The 23235-nt window shown below is 41.3% G+C and carries 19 protein-coding genes and 1 tRNA gene; 4 read left to right on the top strand and 16 right to left on the bottom strand.

Annotated elements, in window-relative coordinates:
• Positions 1-4: 4 nt before the first annotated feature.
• The 4 genes from ABIN91_RS17660 to ABIN91_RS17645 form a co-directional block, all read right to left on the bottom strand.
• Entirely contained in the window at positions 5-1306 is a 1302-nt protein-coding gene (locus ABIN91_RS17660) for a TolC family protein (RefSeq protein WP_348052715.1), read from the bottom strand.
• 684 nt (positions 1307-1990) lie between these two features.
• Complete coding sequence (gene mobC, locus ABIN91_RS17655) at positions 1991-4006, bottom strand: conjugal transfer protein MobC (RefSeq protein ID WP_348052713.1); 2016 nt, start codon at positions 4004-4006, stop codon at positions 1991-1993.
• 3 nt (positions 4007-4009) lie between these two features.
• Positions 4010-5278, bottom strand: a complete 1269-nt coding sequence (locus ABIN91_RS17650) for a relaxase/mobilization nuclease domain-containing protein (RefSeq protein WP_348052711.1) — start codon at positions 5276-5278, stop codon at positions 4010-4012.
• A complete protein-coding gene (locus ABIN91_RS17645) occupies positions 5263-5670 on the bottom strand; it encodes a mobilization protein (protein ID WP_348052709.1) in 408 nt (135 codons plus the stop codon). The genes ABIN91_RS17650 and ABIN91_RS17645 overlap by 16 nt, the downstream gene beginning before the upstream one ends.
• A 225-nt stretch (positions 5671-5895) precedes the next feature.
• Between ABIN91_RS17645 and ABIN91_RS17640 the strand changes: the two genes are divergently transcribed.
• On the top strand, positions 5896-6045 hold the full coding sequence (locus ABIN91_RS17640) for a hypothetical protein (protein ID WP_348052707.1): 150 nt from the start codon (positions 5896-5898) through the stop codon (positions 6043-6045).
• Positions 6046-6188: 143 nt separating this feature from the next.
• Here the strand turns inward: ABIN91_RS17640 and ABIN91_RS17635 are convergent, their stop codons facing one another.
• Positions 6189-7706, bottom strand: a complete 1518-nt coding sequence (locus tag ABIN91_RS17635; protein WP_348052706.1) for a hypothetical protein — start codon at positions 7704-7706, stop codon at positions 6189-6191.
• A gap of 6 nt (positions 7707-7712) precedes the next feature.
• Positions 7713-8744 carry a hypothetical protein gene (locus ABIN91_RS17630; protein WP_348052704.1) on the bottom strand — a complete coding sequence of 344 codons (1032 nt, stop codon included), beginning with the start codon at positions 8742-8744 and terminating at the stop codon, positions 7713-7715.
• A 451-nt stretch (positions 8745-9195) separates the two neighbouring features.
• On the opposite strand from ABIN91_RS17630, the gene ABIN91_RS17625 reads away from it, so the two are divergent.
• Positions 9196-10722 (top strand): recombinase family protein, encoded by a 1527-nt coding sequence (locus ABIN91_RS17625; RefSeq protein WP_348052703.1) that lies wholly within the window; start codon positions 9196-9198, stop codon positions 10720-10722.
• Here the strand turns inward: ABIN91_RS17625 and ABIN91_RS17620 are convergent.
• Positions 10718-10791 (bottom strand) — tRNA-His (locus ABIN91_RS17620). The two genes, ABIN91_RS17625 and ABIN91_RS17620, sit on opposite strands and share 5 nt — an antisense overlap.
• Before the next feature lie 98 nt (positions 10792-10889).
• Here ABIN91_RS17620 and ABIN91_RS17615 point away from each other — a divergent pair.
• Entirely contained in the window at positions 10890-13007 is a 2118-nt protein-coding gene (locus ABIN91_RS17615) for a cation-translocating P-type ATPase (protein ID WP_348052699.1), read from the top strand.
• 107 nt (positions 13008-13114) lie between these two features.
• A complete protein-coding gene (gene rnhA / locus ABIN91_RS17610) occupies positions 13115-13573 on the top strand; it encodes a ribonuclease HI (protein WP_348052697.1) in 459 nt (152 codons plus the stop codon).
• 145 nt (positions 13574-13718) lie between these two features.
• On the opposite strand, the gene fbp is transcribed toward rnhA, so the two are convergent.
• The 9 genes from fbp to ABIN91_RS17565 form a co-directional block, all read right to left on the bottom strand.
• On the bottom strand, positions 13719-14768 hold the full coding sequence (fbp, locus tag ABIN91_RS17605; protein ID WP_348052695.1) for a class 1 fructose-bisphosphatase: 1050 nt from the start codon (positions 14766-14768) through the stop codon (positions 13719-13721).
• Between the two features lie 24 nt (positions 14769-14792).
• Complete coding sequence (locus ABIN91_RS17600; protein ID WP_348052693.1) at positions 14793-15284, bottom strand: metallophosphoesterase family protein; 492 nt, start codon at positions 15282-15284, stop codon at positions 14793-14795.
• Between the two features lie 38 nt (positions 15285-15322).
• Positions 15323-16036 (bottom strand): methyltransferase, encoded by a 714-nt coding sequence (locus ABIN91_RS17595; protein WP_348052692.1) that lies wholly within the window; start codon positions 16034-16036, stop codon positions 15323-15325.
• A 3-nt stretch (positions 16037-16039) separates the two neighbouring features.
• The gene (locus tag ABIN91_RS17590; RefSeq protein WP_348052690.1) at positions 16040-16429 is read right to left on the bottom strand and encodes a VOC family protein; all 390 of its coding nucleotides are present in this window, start codon (positions 16427-16429) and stop codon (positions 16040-16042) included.
• Positions 16429-18651 (bottom strand): phosphoribosylformylglycinamidine synthase subunit PurL, encoded by a 2223-nt coding sequence (gene purL, locus ABIN91_RS17585; RefSeq protein ID WP_348052688.1) that lies wholly within the window; start codon positions 18649-18651, stop codon positions 16429-16431. The genes ABIN91_RS17590 and purL overlap by 1 nt, the downstream gene beginning before the upstream one ends.
• 104 nt (positions 18652-18755) lie before the next feature.
• Complete coding sequence (locus tag ABIN91_RS17580) at positions 18756-19361, bottom strand: energy transducer TonB (protein ID WP_348052686.1); 606 nt, start codon at positions 19359-19361, stop codon at positions 18756-18758.
• 68 nt (positions 19362-19429) lie between these two features.
• Positions 19430-20029: a DUF4468 domain-containing protein gene (locus tag ABIN91_RS17575; RefSeq protein ID WP_348052684.1), complete on the bottom strand. Its 600-nt coding sequence runs from the start codon at positions 20027-20029 to the stop codon at positions 19430-19432.
• Between the two features lie 68 nt (positions 20030-20097).
• Positions 20098-21180: a porin gene (locus ABIN91_RS17570; RefSeq protein WP_348052682.1), complete on the bottom strand. Its 1083-nt coding sequence runs from the start codon at positions 21178-21180 to the stop codon at positions 20098-20100.
• Positions 21181-21411: 231 nt separating this feature from the next.
• Positions 21412-23070, bottom strand: coding sequence for an ammonium transporter (locus tag ABIN91_RS17565; protein WP_348052681.1), 1659 nt, complete (start codon positions 23068-23070; stop codon positions 21412-21414).
• Positions 23071-23235 lie beyond the last annotated feature (165 nt).

The following is a 23235-nucleotide window of genomic DNA, read 5'->3' as shown; positions in this document are numbered from 1 at the left end:
GACATTATTCAGCCATAAAGTATTTTAATAAATACTCCCGTAACTGCACATTATATTTGTATTCTATTTCATGTATCTCGGCCTGGTTTCGTTCAGAAAGCGCCCTATTATATTCTATTATATTCTCGAGACCATTTTTATACCGGAATTCAATCATTTTAAATTGTTCCTGTGTCGCATTCAGTGAATTCAGTGCGGCACGGTATTCTTCCTTAGCCGAATTGATATCAGAGACCGCTTGGTCAACGGTTTTGCTCAAGTTGTTTTTGGTGATTTTTGTATCAATGACAGATTCCTGTAGTTTGATCTTTTGCCTTTTTACATTACTGGAGAAACTAAAGGCATTGAAAATAGGGACATTAATATTAAAACCAAAGTACTGGTAAAAATTTGTATGGGACTGATAGAAAAAATCCCGGGGTATATAGCGTTGGGAATCGGCATCATATTGCGGAAAAGAAGAGTAATTTGTTGACAGAACGCCAATGAGGCTGACTGACGGGTATAGCTCTCCTTTAGCTAATTCAATTTCTTTTTTTGCTATGGATTCACGGATTGATACCGCCTTTATTTCCGGGTTATTGCCCATAACCCGGTTCATAATGTCCTGCTTATTGTAAACTGTATCCTCAGCCAAATCCTTATCGCCTGGTGGCAATAACCCGTAATTATCGTTCGGAACCTCCAATAATTGGGACAATTCCAACCGAGACGACTCCATTCTGCTTTTAATCTGGGTATATGTTAGATTATCTTTTGCAAATTGCGCGTTGGCGCTTGTGAGAGTGTTTTTTATATTTTTGCCAACCTCAAGTAATTTCTCTTCTCTTTGCAATTGTAATTTATCGAACCCATTATGCAGGCTGGCTACCTTGAGCTGTTCCTGACTTGTTAAAATGGTAAAGTATGTCGCAATCACCCTTAACGTCAAGTCCTTTTTTAATTTAGCGATCTCTGCGTTCGCCAATCCTAAAGATAGTTTACGCTCCGCTATCCTGTTTTTCTTCTCAAGCCCTTCAAACAATACAAAAGATGCGTATATATTCGAGGTGGATGTTGTGATCTGTTGATTGATATAGTTGTAGGTCGAGGGATCGAGACTCCGTCCGTAATTTGAATAAAGTGTAGCACTGGCGTTAATATGCGGCAGTTCGGTAAGTATGGATGCTCTGACGCTTTCCTGTTCTACGAGCGCGTTTAGATTTTCGTGCCGTACCTGCAAGTTATTTTGCAAGGTCAGGCTAATGGCTTCAGCCAGCGAGAAGTTTTTTTGGCCAAAAAGTAAATTGCTGGTGAGGAGAAGCATAACCGTCACTAGCAAACGAAATTTCACAGGTATCATGTATAAATATAGAACGCTAAGTTATTATTTTGAGCAATATTTTCAAAATGTATGTAAGATCAATAAATAAGAGTTTTTATTATAGTTTATTTGAATTTATTAGTCTAACGTGTTGTGCGATTAAAAAGCCAAAGCATATTTAAGATGATTTAGCGGTTTGTTATTGTTTATATTGATGAATTGCAAGCATGTTACGACAGTAAATTTAGTTATAATCCTTGTGGACAGCCCAGCAACCGATTTTGCATAATTCCTTTTAAGCATAAACTGGTCGCAGAGTTGAGCGAACAATGTTTCGATACGTTTTCTGAACCGTCTGAATACTGGTTCAAACCGTTCTTTATTTTGCTGATTATTACGCATAGGCGTTTGTAGTTCAATCTTTACGGTGTTAAAAAGGTCTGATTGTTGGGTTTTAGATAAATAACCTTTATCTCCTATCAGGGTGGAAAAACCTCATACCATTGACCCCTCCTGCCAAAATTGAATTCCATCTTAGTGTCATGATAATGAACGTGATACACAATCATTAAAAATTGGCGAAGAGGGGTCAATCAAATTATTTACTCCAATCAACACACCACTGGTAAAAACTATCAACCGTTTCTTCGGGTAATCATCGTTTGCCTAATAAAATAACAGAACTCATTACATCGAAACGGTTCTATCGAATTTGATTTCGTTCTCTCCTACTTGATCGCTAAGATTTCCTTCCGCCTCCTCAGCATCCAGCTTTTGCAATTCGGCAGCTAGTAAGCGTTCTATATCCCTCTTTATACTTTTGTAATTTTCCTGAATATCCTCATCACTCACCGTCGAGATCATCGGAATAGGCTGATAGGCCGCCTCTTCTTTAGCGATAGCCGCATGGTCATTCTGTATCTCACAATGGAATATCTTTTGCGGGATACGCTGCTCCGGGTTATCGGCCACAAAACCCACGAACTCACCCGATGATAAAGCCGCGATCCGCGAAGCCGGTATCGCATAATCCAGTTGTGTAGACTTCGTGATGGAAATATCACTGCTGTTGATACTCTTACTTTCCCTTTCCTGCATGATCTTGCCAAAAGTTTCGGACAGCTTCTTCGCCGCATCACCCGTCTGCTGCCCACAAATGAGGTTACCACCAATACTCGTGATCACATTGGCGGCATCGGCACCATAATTTTGTTTCAATTGCTCCACGCTTTGAATACCCAACACAATGGACATCAAATTACTCCGGCCCGTACTGATCGCCGGAATCGTGTCTACCGCCAGTGTGGGGTACTCATCAAAGATGAAAGTGGATTTTAATTTGCCTTTCTGGTTACACACTTTCAGTGCCCTGGTCGCAATTAAGGATAATACCGGCCCATAAGACTGGATCTTTAAAGGGTTATTACCGATACACACGATCTTAGGCGCTTGGGGATCGTTGATGTCTAATGAAAAATCGTTACCGCTCAATACATAATATAAGGCCGGTGAGGATAAACGCGCCAACGCGATCTTGGTACTGCCGATCTGGCCTTCCAGTTGTGGTGCCGCTTTCCGCAATAAGGCCGAAACAAAAGGATTGATCAGCATTTTAATTTCTTCTTCCTGTTGCAATACAGCGAAAAGGCTATCGTATTCTACCTGCATCAGTTCCAATACATGCGGAAGGGTACAATACCTGCCATCCTGGTATTTCCGCAGGAACCAGATGATCGCCGTCAAAAAATTGATCGCGCTTTCCACAAAGAAATCCCCCTGCTTTTTCGCCCAATCCCGGTTCAAACCCAGCATGATCGTTCGCGAGGCTTCCGTAGCATCGGTGATATCCACCATTCCTGACGGTTCCAGTGGGTTACAGCGATGGCTATAGCTCGGGTTATCACAATTGACAATGAAAAAACGGGGCTTGACTTTATAGTGCTTCCGGTAGAGCAGCAATTTATTGTAAGCGATCCTGGTCAGATCGTCGAACTTAAAATCATACAAGAATAAACTTGAACCCTTACGGATCGCCTGATCGATGATCGGCCGGATCACAAAATATGTTTTACCGGCACCCGCAGAACCGATCAACAAAAGACTGCGATGCGGATTGACCAAGTTGATCCAGGAATCCCGTACCTTTTCCTGTAAATGATATTTAGCCCGCAGATTAAAAGAGTATTCGTTTTCCAATAACCGTTCCTCTTGCGGGAAGGTTTCGGCATGTTGGTTAAATACGTCTTTGATCAGGCCCGCTTTGATCTGTCTGGATAACCAGTTGCCACCGGTCAGGATCAGCAGGTAGCCCGTTCCGGTCAGCCCCATATACAAGATCGCCACCATGCTCAGGCCGCTATACCAGTAAAAGACCAGCACGCTAAGGAAGTAGATCAGTAGCCCGCAAAGCAGGTAAGCGACGATGCTGTTCCGCTGGATCTTCTCGTCTTTTTTGCCCTTGGCACCGACCAGGGAAATGCAGAGAAAAAGCAGGGCCGCCAGTTTAGGTTTGAGCAGGTTACTGAATAAACCCGTTTTTTCAATATTGGATACTATGCGGTCCGTAAATGGGGCCGTCCAGTGCCAGTCCCGGAAGGCCTGGTAGCAGCTCAAATAAAAATGGATGCCTAAGATCAATAAGCTGATGAGCCTGGTGAGATCTATGATCTTACGCAGCCCTTGTATGTCTTCACCTGTATTCATATGCTATAGTGTTAAATGATGGTCTTGTGAAATGTCTTTACGCTTTTTCTTCCTGCGTTTCCGTGGCCCGTTCACGGGCGGTTCATAGTCCGGCTTGTCAAACAAGGCTTCCAAAAACTTAACGGGCTCCGGTGCACGGAGATAGCTGGTATCCTGTTCTGCCTTTCTGAGGTAATGTGTCTGCTGTTGTGGTTTGAGATAGGTTTTGAGTTCATCAGTGGGCGCGAAGCGCTCGGTGATGGCTTTGGCACTGTAATCCTTACCCAGGTCACTCCCATTAAATACCGTTCGGTATTTGTTATCAATAAAGGTTAAGCCATAGATAAAGCCCTGCTCGTTTTGCCGGAAAGCCGCTTGGATATATTGCTTTTGTAATTCCTGGAGGAAGGTCGCTTTGGAAATGGTAGTATAACGGCTGAATACTTTTTCGATGCGTTTCTTTAGGTCATCTTTAAAAGGTTTGCATTTTTCCTTGTTCCGCTCAAATTTCGCTTCTAAATTTTTCAAGGTCGGCTTGCCATTGAGACTGCTGGCCTTAAAGGGAATACCGATCTTGTGACCCTTCTGATCCAGGATGGAATAGATCAATCCTTTCTTTTCATACATGAGTGTATCTTCCCGGCCACGGTCGGCCACAACGTTGAACTGTCTTAACACCGCGTTGAGTTCAGCAATAGAGCTGAATTTATAAGTATTGGTCACTTCGCTCACCACGTTGGTGATCGCCCGCTTGGTCGGCGTTTTTCCATAGATCGCCTTGGCGATATCGATCGGCTTAATGCCCAATGCTTCCTTTAAGCCTTTCCCCTCGGCTTTGACCAGTCCATACGCTATTTCTATCGCTTTGCGGGCTGGTTCTGATAGGAGCCTACCGATATTATGCAGGTTAATGCGCTTACTGTCCGCTTGCATATTGGTGGTCACGATATGCAGGTGATCGTGGGAGGCATCCTTGTGCTGATAAACTAAATAAGGCTGGTCGCCAAAACCGATCTTTTCCATGTAGTCGGCTGCGATCTGTTGTAATTTGGCGGTGCCGATCTTTTCGGAGGTATCGAAGTTCAGCATGATGTGCAGGGCATTCGTTTTCACCCGGCTATTGAGCATGGTCAGGTTCTCAAACCTCGCCAGCTTATTTTTGAAACTTAAGTCTTCAATATCGCCGCCAAAGCGGCTGGCCATGATGAGTTCAGCTTGATGCGCTTCCACCTTGTTCTCGTTATATAATAACAAGCCCCTGATATTTTTGCCGGTGATCATTTTTGCAACCATTTGGCGGATAATTGTGAGATGATGACCAATAGCCGGTCTACCTTTTCTTCCACCTTTTCATAGCGTTCGGCTACCTTAAGGATAAAAAAGTTCTTTTGCGCCTCGCGCTTAGAGGTATGGAAACTCCGGGTGAGTTGGTTGATGTTGATGCCGATGGCTTTGAGTTCTTTACGGATACTGCTCAGTTCTTCCATCGGTCCGTTCAGGCTGATGTCCTTGTGGAAGTAAAGGATGCGTTGTTTGTTCAGGATCATCCTGGCCACTTCCCCGATAGACTGGCAGTTGCTGTTGGTCTGTATTTGTTCCAGCTTTTTGAATTGTCCTTCGGTCACCCGCATGATGATGGGATGGCTGAGGATCTCGTCCTGGTCTTCGGCTTTTTTACGGCTCATGAGTACATGCTTTATGGTGTCCAGAAACCGCAAGTTCCGCAGCGGTTTCTCCCGAAGAATGAGGGCAAGATTTTTTTCGTGTATACGAAAATACATCTTGCCGTAAACTGTCGTTTACTGTCTCTTGGGAAAAAGCTGGCTTGCTCCGCGCGCTTCCGCTTTTGTTTATTATCTTTTTTCTTCGCCTTCCGGCTATGGGTTGATGGTGTCCATAAGCTCCATTTCATGGAGGGAAAGGGAGAGGCGCAATCGGCTTTTTATGGTGTGCCGGGGATGCTCCCGGACGCGCTGGATGATGGGCCTATCGTTCTGCTTGGGTTTCCACCAGGTGGTGTGCGGTCTTACTTGTGTTCTGCTCATGGCTGTTCGTTTTGAATAGGCCAAAGATGGGGAGGGTTGGTTTTTGGGGATGGGGACTTTATTAGGGCGTGCCTTGATTAAATTATTTCCGTGCTTAGAAGGCGACTATAATAAATCACACTGACAAGTCTCTGAAAACTTTATGGCCAATATTTGATCTATAAATTCGGATAGTCGTTCATTACAGCATTTATTTCATCCATAGTTTCTTTGAGGAAGTAGATGGCGATAAAAGCTATTATTGTAGCCAGGACGATACTCCATAAGACTGTGTAACTTTTGATTTTCTTATCTATGTATTTTATATCCGCATTGAACTCTTTATCCTCATTTAAAATACGATTGATATCTTCAGTATTTAGCAAATCAGTATATCGATCTTTAAAGTTCTGATAGCTTTTTATATACCGATCTTTTTGTTCAAACGATTCTGTTCTAGACATCAACATATACACGAACGATATGATTATAATCACAATGGAAAAAAGAGAACTGTATACTACAAAATTGCTAGAAGTATTAGTATTCCCTAAGACTTTAAGTGCTATTATAGAAGAAAAAAGGGTAAGGACAGATAAAGCACTCTTTTGAAAAGTACTCGCAAAGCCTTCCACTATGGTGTTGGCTCGTTTATTATAATCAATCAATTGATCGGAAAGCTTATTTCTTATTTCGATATACTGCTTAATGTTTTGTTTCTCATAAACCTTATAGGCTGAGAGTATAGAGCTGAACATATTTCCCGAAAAAGACAAATCATTGCTAGAGTTTAAATGAAGTGAAATTATGTTTCTGGCTAATCCTAGCTTGTCTATAAGATTTCCTGATTCATGAATCCAATTATATATTTTTTTATATTCTTGAACACAACTCTCTATGGGTGTTGAATTCAAATCAACTAAGCCGTCAATTCCTTTATATCCATTTATTCTAAATGTTAATTCATCACCGGATAAATGGGTGATATCAAAAACCGCAATAATAATTAAAGTAAACTCTAACTTTTCAAGTATCGCTTTTAATAATCCGGGAAGGTTTTGATTGAACTGAAAATCCTCCGGAATAATTAATTTATCAGACAGTGCGATAGCATGCGTTGATGATTGAATATTTTTTAGACGCCCAAGCCTAATCGTTTTTTGCAAAAAAAAGCCAGGTTCATTAGCGGTTTCATCGTTTACAAAGCCAATTGATGCCGAATAAGAACTTTGGTGAAATCCCCTTGATTTAAAAATTAAATTTTCATAAAGATTTATTTTTTCAGAAAAAAAAGCTATTAGGTCGGCGGTCGTAAAATTGGTTAAATAAGTTTCAAAATCACTTATAGAATAAACATTTAATTGATTTTCTACTACTTTCTTATCAACCCTAATTTTAATTTCTATAACGGTGCTAGCTTCGATACCACGAATTCCTACTTCTAATGAAGTTTTAAACTTTTCAAAGTCCGCCCCCTTGAAGAAACTAATATCATCATCTGATTCATCAATATTAACGTAAACGGTACATGCATCTGCAACTCCAAAAATGTTTAGACAATCCGCAAGCAACGTTTCATCGGGTATTTTAATAGTTTCAAGAAGACACTTTGTTTCAAATACTTCAAAGTCCTCTAGTGAAGAAGATATTTGGAATGTTTCACTAAACTGTTTAATCAGGTTGGTAGAAATATTCATAACGCATTAATTCGTTGTCTTGTTGAAAGCATCGTAGCCTGCATCGCTCCGTATTCTTATATATTTTCTTTGATGATGTAACACTGCTGTAATTGTACTTTCAATATTTATTTCATCTTTTATTACTAAATCGATATTCTCTGTCAAATTAATTGCATACTTTATTTTTGCAGTAATTTCAGAAGGCTTTAAATTAAACCTCTCATCAAATGAAAACTTTTCAGGTAGTTTTCTAACAGCTTCTTTCAAAGATTCTACATCTACTTTTCCTGCCGCAACAGGTTGATACCCCTCTAAACAAGTTTCGATAAATTTTTCGATAGTAAATTCTTGGTTTGTTCTAAAGTATCTAATTGCTGAATTTCTCAAATATGTGTGATCGGCTGGCGACTCCTTTTTAATTTTTGATAAAACCTTTGTATCGATAATATTAAAAGCGGTTTTTGTATTATATATATCATCCCACAACTGATCAATTTCTAAGAATTCGTCCCACCAATAGGTTGCTCCCTTGCTACTCAAATCATGAACAGTAATATCAACGATAGCTTTTGAATCATTTAATATAAATTGGACAGATCTGAAAATTTTACGCTTTAGTGGATAACCACTGTTTAAGCGAAGGTCTATTTTGTCAATGTATTGCAAATCTTCTACCTTGCAAATAACGATTTTTTTTACACCACGATCTACTATGAAAGATGTGATTAAAATACCTTCACTTATTTCAATCCCTAATCTTGAAATTTTCGCTTGAACTTTTAGCTCTTCTCTTAATAATCTGGAAGGAATAGTATTGTCGAAATTTAAACCTGAATCTTGGATTACGGAATTTATTGTGTTTACGACTTGTGTGCTAGTGCTTCTTAACTTAAATTTCCGGCCACCATTTGCCAAAGACACCTCATTTATTGAACCTCTGATATATTTGAAAAAATCGCTTTCTACATCAGGTATAACAGTTTCCGCTACATTACTTTCTTTTAGGTCAATTTTAAAAATCGACGTCTTAATTAATTCGAGTTGTCTTTCTTGCATTTGAATATGGTTTAGGTACAACCGGTGAGAATGGCTATCATCGGTGTTATGGCATAAAATTGCATTTATAAATCTACTATTGTAATGATTTATACGGATAAACTTACTAATTGTAATTGATTTATTTTATGTTAATTATTATAAGTATTAATAAAGACTAATAATACAAATGACGCTTTTACAATTAGAGGCTAGAACGTCTTCTGAAGGGCAATATCTAAAGGGACACCCTTTTTTTAACCCCAAAGGTATTTAATCGTAACATTCATTATTGTTTCTCAAGGAGATTTAAGATGAGGAAGAATTTGATTGATAAACGACGCATTACAACCGAGAAGGCTATTGAGGTGTTAGCCAGAAATGGTATTCAGGTTACAGCAAATAAAGCGGAGGAAATATTGGATTTGATGTATTTTTTGGCGAAATTGATAGTCGATCAACACTTAAAAAAATGAAAATAGCTGACTTATACATCCGGGTGAGCACGGACGAACAGGCGGACAAGGGTTATTCCCAACGAGACCAGGCAGAAAGATTGCAAAAATACTGTGCCGACAACCGCATCACCGTTCGCCAGATGATTTATGAGGATCATTCGGCCAAAACGTTTATCCGACCTGAATGGGAGAAGTTCCTGAAGTACCTGCGGCTGCACCGTAACAAGACCAACCTGGTTTTATTTACGAAATGGGATAGGTTTAGCCGGAACGCGCCCGATGCCTACAACATGATCAGTACATTAAAATCTTTGGGAGTCGAACCACAGGCTATCGAACAACCTTTGGACATGACCGTCCCCGAAAACAAAATGATGCTGGCCATTTACTTAACAGCTCCTGAAATTGAGAACGACCGTCGGGGCCTTAACACGTTTTATGGTATTAGAAGGGCAAGGAAAGAAGGACGCTGGCCGGGTCTTGCGCCGGTCGGTTATGCCAACCGCACCGCTGAAAACGGGAAGAAATATATTAGTCCGGATGGCAAACAGGCTGAATTGATGCAATGGGCTTTTAAGGAAATTGCCAAAGGTAAGTTTTCTACAGAACAGATCTTTAAGAAAGCTATGGCTTCGGGTTTAGTATGTAGTAAAAACAACTTCCTGCGCCTTGTCCGCAATCCGATCTATTGCGGTAGGATTCCCATACCGCAATATAAAGACGAAGAAGCCTTCACCGTTCAGGCACTGCATGAACCTATTATATCGGAAGCCTTGTTTTACGAAGTTCAGGACATGCTTGACGGTAATAAACGGACCATTAAAACCAAGTTCCGTACTAATAACCGTTTTCCATTGAAAGGCTTTTTAAGTTGCTCAAAATGCCCCCGTACGCTTTGCACAAGCGGCTCCAAGGGAAGGAGCCAATACTATTATTACTATCACTGTTCTTCCGAATGCGGCTGCCGGTACAAGGCCCATGAGATCAACGATGAGTTTTTAGTACTACTTGATATATTCACGCTCAATCCTAAAACAGCCGAGCTTTTTAAATTGGTGATACTGGACGCTTACGCCAATGACACGGCTTCCTATAAGGAATATAAGATGTCACTGGCGAAAGAAATCACGGAATTAAGCCTTAGAATTTCGAAAGCCAGGGAGTTATTGTTAACCGGAGATCTGGATGGTTCAGATTATAAAGAAATTAAGACAGAGTGTGAGCGGAAAATACTCGTTACGGAGACTCAAATCGCTGATTTAGGCAAGAATAAATATAGCAAAAGCCAGCTTGAACCAATTATAGATCAGGCAATTATAACTTTTACCAATCTTAAAGAAATCTACACAACTGCCTTGAACGAAGAACAGAGACGGCTAATTGGTTCGATGTTTCCGGAAAAATTTAAATTTGAGGACTTAAAACATCGAACCGCTAAAGTGAGTGGCGCCTTCCATTCAATCTACCTGATAAACAGCGATTTAAAGGGCGAAAAAAAGGGGCAAAAGACTTCTGAAAATCTCTTGCCCCGTCAGGGGTAAGTAATGGGGCTCGAACCCACGACCCTCGGTACCACAAACCGATACTCTAACCAACTGAGCTATACCTACCGTATTGAGAGTGCAAATGTATAAATTCTTCCCAGTAATGTCAAACCATTTTTAAAATTACATTGCGTTTACTGTAATTATTTAGAACGGATATAAATATGGGTAAATTTGCAACCATGGCCGAGCAACTGATAGAACTGAATGTAACCGGAATGCACTGTAATAACTGTGCATTATCTATCCATAAACTTTTGGAAAAGAAAGGTTTCCAAAATGTATTTGTAGACTTTGCCAGCGAAGAGGTAAAATTCTCTACTACCGATGATTCTGTTGTACCCGATGTAATAAAAAATATTGAAGGCTTAGGTTTTAAGGTTGTTGACGACATAAACTTGCATACCGAACGCTTTTATGATAAAGTTGAGAACAAATTTATCTTCTCGCTCGCCTTTACCATCCCACTTTTACTGCACATGGTTTTGCCATGGCATTTTTTACACCATCCTATAGTTCAACTTATATTATGCCTGCCGGTGTTTATATTGGGATGCCTGCACTTTGGTAAAAGCGCTTTCAATTCTATTAAAGGCGGTGTACCCAATATGGATGTTTTGATTTTTGTAGGCTCATCATCGGCGTTCATCTACAGCTTAATTGGTACTATTCAGAATTTGGGTCCCGATTATTTATTTTACGAAACCTGCGCCACTATTATAACCCTGGTACTATTAGGTAACGTGTTTGAGAAACGTTCCGTTAGCCAAACCACATCAGCCGTAAAAGATCTTGTTAAAATACAACAGGTAAAAGCTATCCGTATCCTCAATGGCGAAACCGAGGTAATAAGTGCCAAAGATGTTCGCCCCGGCGATATATTACAGGTTAACCAGGGTGATAAAGTCCCGGTTGATGGTGATGTTCTTTCCGGCGATGCATCAATAGACGAATCTATGTTAACCGGAGAAAGCATCCCGGTAGAGAAAACAAAATACGACAGTGTTATTGGCGGTACCATCATCCAGCATGGCAACATCCGGATGATAGCCACCAAAGTAGGGTCAAACACTGTGCTCTCGCAAATCATTGAGTTGATGAAAAAGGCACAATCGGCTAAACCACCGGTCCAAAAACTTGGTGATAAAGTAGCTGCCATATTTGTGCCCACAGTAATTGGAATCGCCATCCTAACTTTTGTATTCACCTATTGGGTGTTTGATGTTAGTTTCCAAAAATCGCTGATGCATGCCATTGCTGTATTGGTTATCTCTTGCCCTTGCGCTATGGGGTTAGCCACGCCAACGGCGGTAATGGTTGGCTTGGGGCGGGCGGCTAAAAATGGCATCCTGATCAAAGGCGGGGATACCATTGAAGCTATAGCCAATACCAAATACGTAGTATTTGATAAAACGGGTACATTAACCACTGGCAAATTCCGCATACAGGAGATCAAAACAGAGAGTGATGATATCGAAAAGATCCGAGGGTTGATATTCGCTATCGAAGAACGATCAAACCACCCCATCGCGCAATCTTTGGTTCGCGAATTAAAATTGTTGCCGCTGAAGAAGGTGATCTTAAAATCTGTTTCGGAAGAAAAAGGCTTAGGCATGCGTGCCGAAGATGTTGATGGCAATAACTATTTCTTAGGATCAGGATTGAGATCTGGTAAAACCATAACGGGGAGCGATTTTAATTTATTTTTATACCAAAACCAGCAATTGCTGGCGCAGATCTCTATCGAAGATGAAATAAAACCCGATGCTAAAGAATTGATATCTAAACTTAAAGCCATGGGCGCTATACCTGTATTGCTTAGTGGCGATAAATTGAATAAATGTAAACAGGTTGCCGAAGCCATTGGCATCACCGATATCCACGCCGAAAAACTACCGGAGCAAAAACTTTCCATTATAGATATCTATAAACGAAAAGGCAAAACTGTAATGATAGGCGACGGTATTAACGATGCCCCGGCCCTCACACAAGCCGATGTAGGGGTATCTATGAATGATGCCAGCCAGGTTGCCATCCAATCTGCAAGGGTTATATTATTGAACACCGACCTGCATTCGGTAGTTAAGTTTCTACAGATCAGCAAGCATACGTTAATTACCATCAAACAAAACTTATTTTGGGCATTTGCCTACAATATAGTCGCCATCCCGATGGCGGCCATTGGTTTACTAAACCCCATGTTAGGTGCATTCGCTATGGCTTTTTCTGATGTGGTAGTTATTGGAAACTCTTTGCGATTGAAGTCTAAACGGTTAAGATAATTGTTTATTTATTCGGTATTAAGTTAATGGTCTGTGTTTTCATTCCGAACCATTATTGCCATCTTCGCAACTTAATAACTCAATAACAAATAACGGTTAACTAATACATGGTCGAAATTTTTACAGACGGCGCTTCAAGTGGCAATCCGGGTCCGGGCGGTTATGGTGTGATATTACGTTCCGGCCAGCATTATAAAGAATTATCCGAAGGCTTCCGTAAAACCACTAATAACCGTATGGAGTTATTGGCTGTAATAAAAGGCTTAGAAGCGCTTAAAACCCCACAAGCGGTAACCATCTATTCCGATTCTAAGTATGTGATAGATCCCATCGAAAAAAAATGGATCTACGGCTGGGTACAAAAAGGATTTAAGGATAAAAAAAATAAAGACCTCTGGCTTCGCTTTTTAGAACTCAGCAAAATACACCAGGTAAAATTTGTGTGGGTGCGCGGCCACAACGGCCATCCCGAAAATGAGCGTTGCGATGTACTGGCGGTACAAGCCGGCAAACAACGCGATTTGCTGATTGATTCTGTTTTTGAAGCAGAGGCAGCAAGAGGGTAATTGCTTTAATATAGAAAATATAAAACTGTGTCATTGCGAGCGATAGCGTGGCAACCGCACATACAACATAGCGAACTTTTCTCCATGCGATTGCTTCGTGCCCTGTCTGCCGACAGGCAGGGCACGAAGCAATGACACGTTGTGCTTATTGAATATTCACCACACCCTCAAAAGATTTCTTTGTTACTTGTGGCGAAAAACATTTCATCATCTCCTCGGCCTGCCTAACCATATTACTCGAGCCTATAAAAATAGCCGAGCGTTGGTGCAGTTCCGTTACGTCCAGTGTTAATATACGCTCGTAACCATTTGATGCAAAACCACCAGCCTGTTCAATAATAAAGGCCATAGGGTTGCACTCGTAAACCAAACGTAATTTGCCGTTGGGCGCCTGTGCCGTTATCGGGTAAATAAATATCCCACCCTTGATCATGTTACGGTGCAGATCGGCAACCATTGAGCCGGTATAGCGTGATGTGTAGGGTCTGTTGGTAGCCGCATCTTCTACCTGGCAGTATTTAATATATTTTTTAACCCCATCCGGGAAATGGGTGTAATAACCTTCGTTGATAGAATAAATGTAACCATCTTCAGGAACGGTCATGTTAGGATGCGACAAGCAAAACTCACCTATTGATGGGTCGAGTGTAAAGCCGTTAACGCCTTTACCGGTGGTATAAACCAACATGGTTGATGAGCCGTAAATTATATAACCCGCACCAACCTGATCAACGCCTTTTTGCAAAACATCTTCAAGAGTAGCTTTACCTTCAACAGATTTGCGGCGGTAAATAGAAAATATGGTACCTACACTAACATTCACATCAATGTTTGATGAACCATCTAAAGGGTCAATAGCAACAATATACTTGGCATTTTTTGAGATCTCCGAATCGATATAAATGTATTCGTCGTTTTCTTCGGATACTACTATACAGCACTCCCCACCACTTTGCAAAGCCGATATAAATTGTTCATTGGCAAAAATATCCAGCTTTTTTTGCGATTCTCCCTGAATATTGGTGCTGCCCGCATCACCTAATATATCCATTAAACCAGCCTTGTTTACCTCACGGTTTACAATTTTAGCAGCTATACCAATATCACGTAATAAGCGTGATAGCTCACCCTTGGCATAAGGGAAATCAGCCTGTTTTTCTATTATAAATTGTCCCAGTGTAGTTAGTGCTGTCATATACTTAGTGTATTTTTTACAATATCATTTAACCAATTCTATCACCTCTAAGGTATGAATTTTTTCGGCACTTACACAAAAACGCATCAAAGTTTGCGTCCTGTGCCATCCTTGTTTACCTGCTGCACCGGGGTTTAAATGCAAACAATTAATTTTTTTATCAAACATTGCTTTCAATATATGCGAGTGCCCTGTGATAAACAATTGCGGAGGCTTAGTGTAAATAGTACGCTTTACTCTGGGTGCATACTTATCAGGGTAGCCGCCAATATGTGTCATCCAAACATCTACGTCTTCGCATTTGAAACGGAGGTCTTCCGGGTACTGCAAACGGATATCCTTATCGTCGATATTACCGTACACTCCCCGCAAGGGCTTAAAGGCGGCTAACTGATCGGCTAACTCAATCGTACCAAAATCTCCGGCGTGCCATATCTCATCCACATCCTTAAAATGCTTAAATACGGCATCGTCAAGGTAACCGTGAGTATCAGATATTAAACCAATTCTTGTCATTTGGGATTTCGGAGTTACGATTTCGGATTGTTACGCCGTCAAAAGATAGTAAAAAAATCCCTTAAACATTCCTGGTATTGCTCACTATAAACCTTAGGGGCATCGTAAATAATAAACCGCCTGGCAGTAGGTTTTGTTTGAGATTTATTTAACAGAATTATTTCGCGATGTGCATCACTATGAGCAAAGGAGTGAATATTGATTTGATGCTCAACAAACAACTGATGTTTTACCGCCAATGATTTTACCAAAACTGATGTAGAAACAGGGAGTACCAACCATAAAGCTCCCTTGTTTGTGAGCCGGTGGAAAGCGGTTTTGATCAGATCTTCAAAGAAATTATGATCGGTATGTTTGGCAAGGTTCTTTTTGCTTGTGGAAGCTTCTAATGAGTTGATATAAAAGGGCGGGTTTGATATGATCAGATCATATTGCCTTTCGGGATAGGTTTGGAAGTACGCATTGAAGCCCATTGCGTAAACACGAAGCCTAGAGCTAAAATCAGAATTTTGAAAGTTCCTCCCGGCAGTTTCAGCGGCGGCAGTGTCAATTTCAACAGCATCTATTCGAGCATCCCGAAAACGTTGCGCCATCATCATGGCGATAACGCCGGTACCTGTTCCAATATCCAAAATGGATTCAGGTTGACTGCCTCCTGCTAAAGCGCCAAGCAATACACCATCGGTATTGATCTTCATGGCGCAACCAGATTGATCTACCTCGAATTGTTTAAATTTGAATAGGTCGCTCATTGGCTACTTCTCTACCAACTCCAGCGGTAAACCATCCGGGTCGGCAAAAAAGGTAAACTGTTTGCCGGTAAATTCATCAATGCGGATAGGCTCAACCACAATGCCTTGCTGCTGTAAATATTCTACAGATGCTACTACATCGTCAACCTCAAAGGCCAGATGCCTTAAACCGGCAGCTTCAGGGCGTGATGCCCTGGCCGGGGGATGTGGAAAGGAAAATAACTCGATCTGATATTGATCACCAACCATCAGATCGAGTTTATATGAGTCACGCTCGGAGCGGTAAACTTCCCGCACTATCTCCAGGCCTAATATTACGGTGTAAAAATGTTTGGACACTTGATAGTCCGAACATATTACCGCGATATGATGTACCCGGCTCAGTTTTAGCATTATTCGCCTAAAATATTGTGCAATACGTTATCGAAAATGTTCTTGGCCGTTTTTGTTGTGCCGAAAGTTTCACCATCAACCAACAGATCGCCGCTGTTAACGGTACCCAATAGGGTAAAGTCGATCCCGGATGTTGAAAGCAACTCAATAAGCGCTTCCTGGCCTTCAGGTTTAACCGATACCACTACTCTGCCCTGCGCTTCTCCGAAAAGGAAGGCATCCTTACGGATACTGTCGTCACTCTCAATAGCAAAGCCCAAACCATTTGGCATGGCCGATTCCAGCAGTGTAATATATAAACCACCATCAGCCACATCATGTGCCGATTGGATGAGTTTTTGAGTGATCAATTGTTTAACAACCTGGTGCAGGTCATATTCTTTATCGATATCAAAGTGTGGAGCCGGGGCAGCGAGTACTTTATGGTACGATGCCAGATATTGCGATGAAGCGATATCGTTAACTGATTCGCCCAATAGATAGATCAGATCACCTTCCTGCTTAAAATCAGCGGTCATCATATTGCTGATATCATCCATCACACCCAGCATACCAATTGTAGGCGTAGGGAATACCGGGCCATCATCGGTTGATTGATTGTAGAAGCTTACGTTACCACCTGTAACCGGGGTTTCAAATTTAGTACACGCTTCGCTCATGCCTTTTATGGCGCCTACAAATTGCCAGTAAACTTCGGGTACGTAGGGGTTACCAAAGTTTAAGCAGTTGGTAATAGCTACAGGTTCGCCACCGGCGCAAGTAATGTTACGGGCAGCCTCGGCTACCGCTATTGATGTGCCTTTTTGCGGGTCGGCATAAACATAACGTGAGTTACAGTCAACGGTGATCACAATAGCTTTGTTGGTGTCTTTAACAGCTACCACAGCCGCATCACAAGGGCGATTGGTAGTCATGGTTTGTACGCCTACCATAGAATCGTACTGATTGGTTACCCAGCGTTTTGATGCGATGTTAGGATGCGATACCAAATGATCGGCAACAGCCTTCAAGTCTTTTGGCTCTGCAATATCTTCTATTTTAAACTGCTGATTTTTTTGGAAATATGCAGGCTCTTTATAATCACGTTCATAAACCGGGGCACCGCCACCTAAAACCAGATCATCGGCAGGTACATCGGCAACCAGTTGGCCACCCATATAATAGTGTAAGCGTTTGGTATCGGTAACCTCGCCAATAATGGCGCAATTTAAATCCCATTTATCAAAAACAGCCTCAACTTCGCTTTCGCGGCCTTTGTGTACTACGATCAGCATCCGCTCTTGTGATTCTGAAAGCAATATCTCAAAAGGCTTCATGTTAGCCTGACGGGTTGGAACCTTGTCCAGATCAATACGCATACCATGCTCACCTTTTGCCGACATTTCGGAGTTTGAGCAAATGATACCCGCGGCGCCCATATCCTGCATCCCAACCACGGCTCCGGTTTTGATCACCTCAAGCGTAGCCTCTAACAATAATTTTTCCTGGAATGGATCGCCTACCTGTACGGCCGGCAAATCATTCACCGAATCTTCGGTTATATTTTTTGACGCGAAAGCCGCGCCGTGTATACCATCTTTACCTGTTGCAGAACCTACTATATAAACCGGATTACCTACACCGTATGATGTTGCCGAAACCGTTTCGCCAGCCTTAACAATACCTGCCGAGAAAGCGTTAACTAATGGGTTAATGTTGTAGCACTCGTCAAAAAACAACTCGCCGCCAACGGTAGGGATACCAAAAGCATTACCATAATGGCTAATGCCTTTTACTACGCCTTTTACCAGCCAGCGGGTTTTATCCAATTTCAGATCACCAAAACGCAGTGAGTTTAACTGGGCAATAGGGCGTGCGCCCATCGTAAAAATATCGCGGTTAATACCACCAACACCTGTAGCCGCGCCTTGATAAGGCTCCAGCGCTGATGGGTGATTATGTGATTCTATTTTGAAAGCACAGCCTATGCCATCGCCTAAGTCAACCAATCCGGCGTTTTCTTCTCCGGCTTTAGCCAGCATACGCGGACCATCTTTGGGTAGGGTTTTTAACCAGGTGATAGAGTTTTTGTAGGAGCAGTGTTCGCTCCACATTACCGAGAAAATGGATAGTTCGGTAAAATTGGGTACGCGGCCCAGTATCTCTTTTATTCTGTCGTATTCGTCGGGTAGTAAGCCTAAATCTTTAGCGGTTTCAACGGTGGTTAATTCCTGGTTTTCCAAAATATTATGGTTTTGTTGATAGAAAGCGCAAAATTAGGAATTTAACCATAATATCAGGGCTAAAAACAGGAATGTTTTTAACGTATGGCATTAATTATTAACAATTACTTGTGCTGAATGGTAAAATTGATGGGCAAGCTGTACTTTAACCTAACAGTTTGCCCGTTTTGTTTACCGGCTACCCAGGCTGGCGATAGGTTTACAACGCGCAAGGCTTCCTGGTCAAAGCCATAACCTGCAGTTTGATCAATATGGATATTGGATAGGCTGCCATCTCTTTCCACAATGAAACTCAATATTACACTGCCCGATATTCTTTTTGCTTTAGCTTCTGCCGGATAACGTAAATTATCTTCCAAAAACCTGGCCCATGCGGTGGCGCCACCAACCGGGAGGGGCTTAATGTCTAACTCTCCAATTTTTAAGGCCGGGGTGTTTTTTGATTTATCCTTATCCGGTGCAGTTACTTTAATGACCTTGTTATTAACGTCAACGTTTTTATTAATCGCAACCGATTTTGGCTTGTCTTTCATCACATATGCCGAAATGCCAAAAACAGCAGCGAGCGAAAATATGGTAATGGCCAAAGCACGGCTTAGGTTACCCGCGTAATGCTTGCGCAGATCATAAGCGCCATAACTTTTATTACGGTTCTCAAACACCCTATCTATCCATTCCGGACTGTTGATATCGAATTTTGAGTTAAGCATGTTGGTTTACAAGTGTTATACTAAGATAACAGTTTTACATCAAATAATGTTATCGAAATATAACCAACTTAGAATCCCTTATCAATATGGATCACTTTTTTAGCAACCGTATCTTTTTTAGGTACAACAATTCCATTTGTCGAAATATATTTCTTTAACTTCTCTCCTAATTGCCTGGCAAACAAGGCCGATTCATCAATGTATTTATTCAGTTCTTTTTCGTTAAGGACTTTCGACGGTTTTTCCATTGTGGCAGAGATACCCTTGTCGGGGACGTAATTGTTATACCTATCCCTAAAATAAGGTGTGTAAACAAAATCTGTTAACCAATAGCGGTATTTGGCATCCTTTATTTCCATTTTTAGGGTGTAGGCTACCTTTCCATCCGGGTGTTTGGCTAACGATGGCTTGTATGTTATTAATATACCTGTACCCGTTAGTGAAGTTGTTTTTGCATTCTGCCCGGTAATTTTGAAGCTTTTATCTTTACTGATGATATCAAAAAAGTTCAGACTCCTCTTATACAAAACATCGGCGTTGTATTTATCCATACTAACCACCTTGTAATATATGTACTTGCCACGGTCGTCAAGAGCGAGCGAATCTTTTTGGGCTAAGGCAACTTTGCTTAACGCGATACAACAGATAAGGGCTATAATTTTATTCATAGGATACAATAAAGCCGTTTCCGATAAGTCGGAAACGGCTTTTAAAATTAAGAATAATTTATTTTTAATTAGAATGCATAAACTGCAGCAACTACAACTTGTGAAGCGCTTTTTGTTGCTACGCCTTTGCTATCAACAAACATTGTTTTTGAACCATTGTCTAATCTAACTTCCGGAATGAAAGTTAACGGGCCAGCTTTAACGTTAGCTGTTAAAGTAAACGCGGTTACAGACTCGCCTGGAGCAGGTAAGCTTGAACCAGAGAAAGTACCGGTTTTAGTTTTGAAGTACTCACCACGTAAACCTAAAGTAACATCTTTAGATACCGCGTATTGTGGGTACAAAGCAGCACCGGTAAAGCCACCTTTTGCACCACCTGTTGCACCAAATGCCCATTCCGGAGCAGTGAAGTCAGCAGCATTTAAACCTAATTTAAACGCGTCTGTAATTTGGTAAGTTGTGGTTAAGTCAAATTCAGTACCAGAGAATGTACCGGCAACAACGTTTAAGTAAGCAGTCCATCCTTTAACCGGAGCAACCATTAATTGAGCTCCAAAGGTCGACATATCATTTACTGATTGATATTGATTCCAGGCATCATTAAATATGCCGGCCATTAAGCTAACCTTATCAGTAAAGGCATAAGTTAATTTAACACCCGCGTTTTGGAACGGACCATTAGTGAACAGGTACGAAGTTGAGTAGTTGAAGTTTCCTACCGGAGAAATTACTTCGTAACCAACAAATGTAGCCATGTAACCACCGGTAATGTTAAATTTATCGGTAAAGTTATAGCTTACATATAAGTTTTGGATATTGTAAGCTGTATTTGAACCACTAGGGCTAGTCAATGGAATAGCACCATTTGAACGCGGACCGAAAGATAATTCACCTACAAAAGTTGCTTTACCTACAGTTTTTTTCAAACCCAGGTCTATCATACCTAACGATAGTGAGTTTTGTTCGTTGGCAAAGCTTGTAGGAATGTTAGCGATTTTTTTACCTGCAAAGTCATACTTAAAATAAGTATCAACTGAACCCGAAATTACTAACGGCGGATCGGCAACAACTTTACCGGTATCTACAACTGCCGCTTTTACAGTTAGGCTTGACGCCGCTAATGCACAAATAAGTAATAGTTTTGATTTCATGATTGTTTTAATTGTGGTTTGATTGATTTGTGAGTGATTGATTTTTGTTTGTTTATTTTCATGTTTGCCATTACCGTAATTTGATGCCATTAAGCACTTTATTCGATAATTAGCTTGTAATCATTAATTTTAAAAGTTAGCGATTAAACCAGTTTTTTATAACCTATCATATTGATCTGATCAGGACCAACATGATAGGTGTATGTTTATATATCTTATCAGAAACAGTTATTACTTAACAAGTTCCGGAGCACTCAATTTAGATAGGTCAATGTCCTCATCCACAATTTCTGGATAAGCGCTTGTACCATGCTCAAACATATCCAAACCACCCGGGCCTGTTTCTGCTTCAATTGGTACACGCAGGCTCCAAGGATGAGGCAATTTCATGATGATGAACATCATCACCATACAAACCGCGAATACAGCGCCTGTAACTATCGCACTACCTATCAATTGTGCTTCCAATACCTGGAAACCGCCACCGTAAAATAAACCGGCAACCGGGGCTGTGTTATCGGCACCAACCGGGCTGGTAAAGCCGTATTTGCCACAAGCGAAGAAACCGATTGATAATGTACCCCAAATACCATTGATACCGTGCACTGTTACCGCACCAACTGGATCGTCAATACGGAACCATTCAACAACGTTCATACCGATATAGGTTAACACACCGGCAACCATACCTAATATAATAGAACCACCCGGGCTAACCCAATAACAAGATGCTGTAATAGCAACCAAACCGGCAAGGAAACCATTGATGGTATAACCTAAATCGAATTTACCTTTAGTTGGGCCAAACCATAACGCGATGAACATTGCAGCCATACCGCCACCACAAGCGGCTAAAGTTGTATTGGCAGCAACACGGCCAATACCTTGCATATCCATTGCGTTTAAAGTAGAACCCGGATTAAAACCGTACCAGCCAAACCATAAGATGAAACCACCTATAGCGGCTAAAGTTAAGTTGTGAGCCGGTGGCATTCCACCTTTTTCTTTATCGTCACGGGCGAATATCCTGCCAAAGCGAGGGCCTAATACAATAGCGCCCGCCAGCGAAGCAATACCACCTATGGTGTGTACAACAGTTGAGCCTGCAAAATCGCGGAAGCCTGTACCTAATGATTCAAAGAAACCACCTTTGCTGCCCATTAACGCTAAGAAACCATCAGGTCCCCAAGCCCAGTGGCCAATGATAGGGTAGATAAAGCCAGTGATACCGATAGAGTAAAGGATATCGCCACGGAAGCTTGTACGACCGATCATAGCGCCAGATACGATAGTTGAGCAAGTATCAGCAAAAGCGTACTGGAATATCCAGTGTGCTAAAATTGGAATACCTGTTGCACCGTAAGTTTCGGGGATGTTTGACAGGAAGAACCATGAACCGGCAATTTTACCGGCAGGATCGCCGTGCCAGCCTATAAAGCCGTTACCCCAGCCAAACATAAACGCGTAACCAACAGCCCAGAACAAGATACCGCAAAGGCATGTATCAAAAATACATTCCATTAATACGTTAACTGTTTCACGGGTGCGGGCAAAACCAGCTTCTAACATTACGAAACCAGCCTGCATACCAAATACTAAAAATGCCGCTACCAATGTCCATGTGGTATTGATAGAGTTCATTAAACTGGTTTCAATAGCAGTTGGGCCAGCTACTGCCGCCGCGTTTGCATGTGTACCAAATAATCCGGGAAGGGTAACCATTGCCAGCAATACCAGCATTAGTCCCATAATTTTTCCTGAAAATAATGTAATTCCCAGTTTCCATTTGTCGGCTGTGATTCCCAGCCATGGCGTCGAAGTCTTCTCTCCTCCGCTGTCTTTAAACAGATCGTTCCCGAGCGATCCGTCTTTTTCGATTTTTAAATTCATAGTGTTTGTTATTTAGTTTGATTGTTAAGTGAGTTACTGAATTTTAATCTTATTTATTCATTTTGATAGCAATTTTAATCAAGATACTGCATAATTGATAGATTTCGTAGATATTTTTATAATAATCAATATGATTTTAATCTGTTTTTAATAATTCATGTGATT

The sequence above is a fragment of the Mucilaginibacter sp. genome (assembly GCF_039921305.1).
Taxonomy (GTDB): Bacteria; Bacteroidota; Bacteroidia; order Sphingobacteriales; family Sphingobacteriaceae; genus Mucilaginibacter.
The sequence above is the reverse complement of the archived record's forward strand: the minus strand, read 5'-3'. Positions and strand labels throughout refer to the sequence as shown.

Bases quoted from the DNA above. Each gene is read 5' to 3' on its own strand.
- ABIN91_RS17590 (WP_348052690.1), bottom strand. From the start codon at position 16,429: ATGCTAAAACTGAGCCGGGTACATCATATCGCGGTAATATGTTCGGAC.
- ABIN91_RS17575 (WP_348052684.1), bottom strand. From the start codon at position 20,029: ATGAATAAAATTATAGCCCTTATCTGTTGTATCGCGTTAAGCAAAGTT.
- ABIN91_RS17630 (WP_348052704.1), bottom strand. From the start codon at position 8,744: ATGCAAGAAAGACAACTCGAATTAATTAAGACGTCGATTTTTAAAATT.
- ABIN91_RS17660 (WP_348052715.1), bottom strand. From the start codon at position 1,306: ATGCTTCTCCTCACCAGCAATTTACTTTTTGGCCAAAAAAACTTCTCG.
- ABIN91_RS17600 (WP_348052693.1), bottom strand. From the start codon at position 15,284: ATGACAAGAATTGGTTTAATATCTGATACTCACGGTTACCTTGACGAT.
- ABIN91_RS17635 (WP_348052706.1), bottom strand. From the start codon at position 7,706: ATGAATATTTCTACCAACCTGATTAAACAGTTTAGTGAAACATTCCAA.
- ABIN91_RS17625 (WP_348052703.1), top strand. From the start codon at position 9,196: ATGAAAATAGCTGACTTATACATCCGGGTGAGCACGGACGAACAGGCG.
- ABIN91_RS17580 (WP_348052686.1), bottom strand. From the start codon at position 19,361: ATGCTTAACTCAAAATTCGATATCAACAGTCCGGAATGGATAGATAGG.
- ABIN91_RS17650 (WP_348052711.1), bottom strand. From the start codon at position 5,278: ATGGTTGCAAAAATGATCACCGGCAAAAATATCAGGGGCTTGTTATTA.
- ABIN91_RS17640 (WP_348052707.1), top strand. From the start codon at position 5,896: ATGGAGGGAAAGGGAGAGGCGCAATCGGCTTTTTATGGTGTGCCGGGG.
- ABIN91_RS17615 (WP_348052699.1), top strand. From the start codon at position 10,890: ATGGGTAAATTTGCAACCATGGCCGAGCAACTGATAGAACTGAATGTA.
- ABIN91_RS17645 (WP_348052709.1), bottom strand. From the start codon at position 5,670: ATGAGCCGTAAAAAAGCCGAAGACCAGGACGAGATCCTCAGCCATCCC.
- ABIN91_RS17565 (WP_348052681.1), bottom strand. From the start codon at position 23,070: ATGAATTTAAAAATCGAAAAAGACGGATCGCTCGGGAACGATCTGTTT.
- rnhA (WP_348052697.1), top strand. From the start codon at position 13,115: ATGGTCGAAATTTTTACAGACGGCGCTTCAAGTGGCAATCCGGGTCCG.
- ABIN91_RS17570 (WP_348052682.1), bottom strand. From the start codon at position 21,180: ATGAAATCAAAACTATTACTTATTTGTGCATTAGCGGCGTCAAGCCTA.
- fbp (WP_348052695.1), bottom strand. From the start codon at position 14,768: ATGACAGCACTAACTACACTGGGACAATTTATAATAGAAAAACAGGCT.
- ABIN91_RS17595 (WP_348052692.1), bottom strand. From the start codon at position 16,036: ATGAGCGACCTATTCAAATTTAAACAATTCGAGGTAGATCAATCTGGT.
- mobC (WP_348052713.1), bottom strand. From the start codon at position 4,006: ATGAATACAGGTGAAGACATACAAGGGCTGCGTAAGATCATAGATCTC.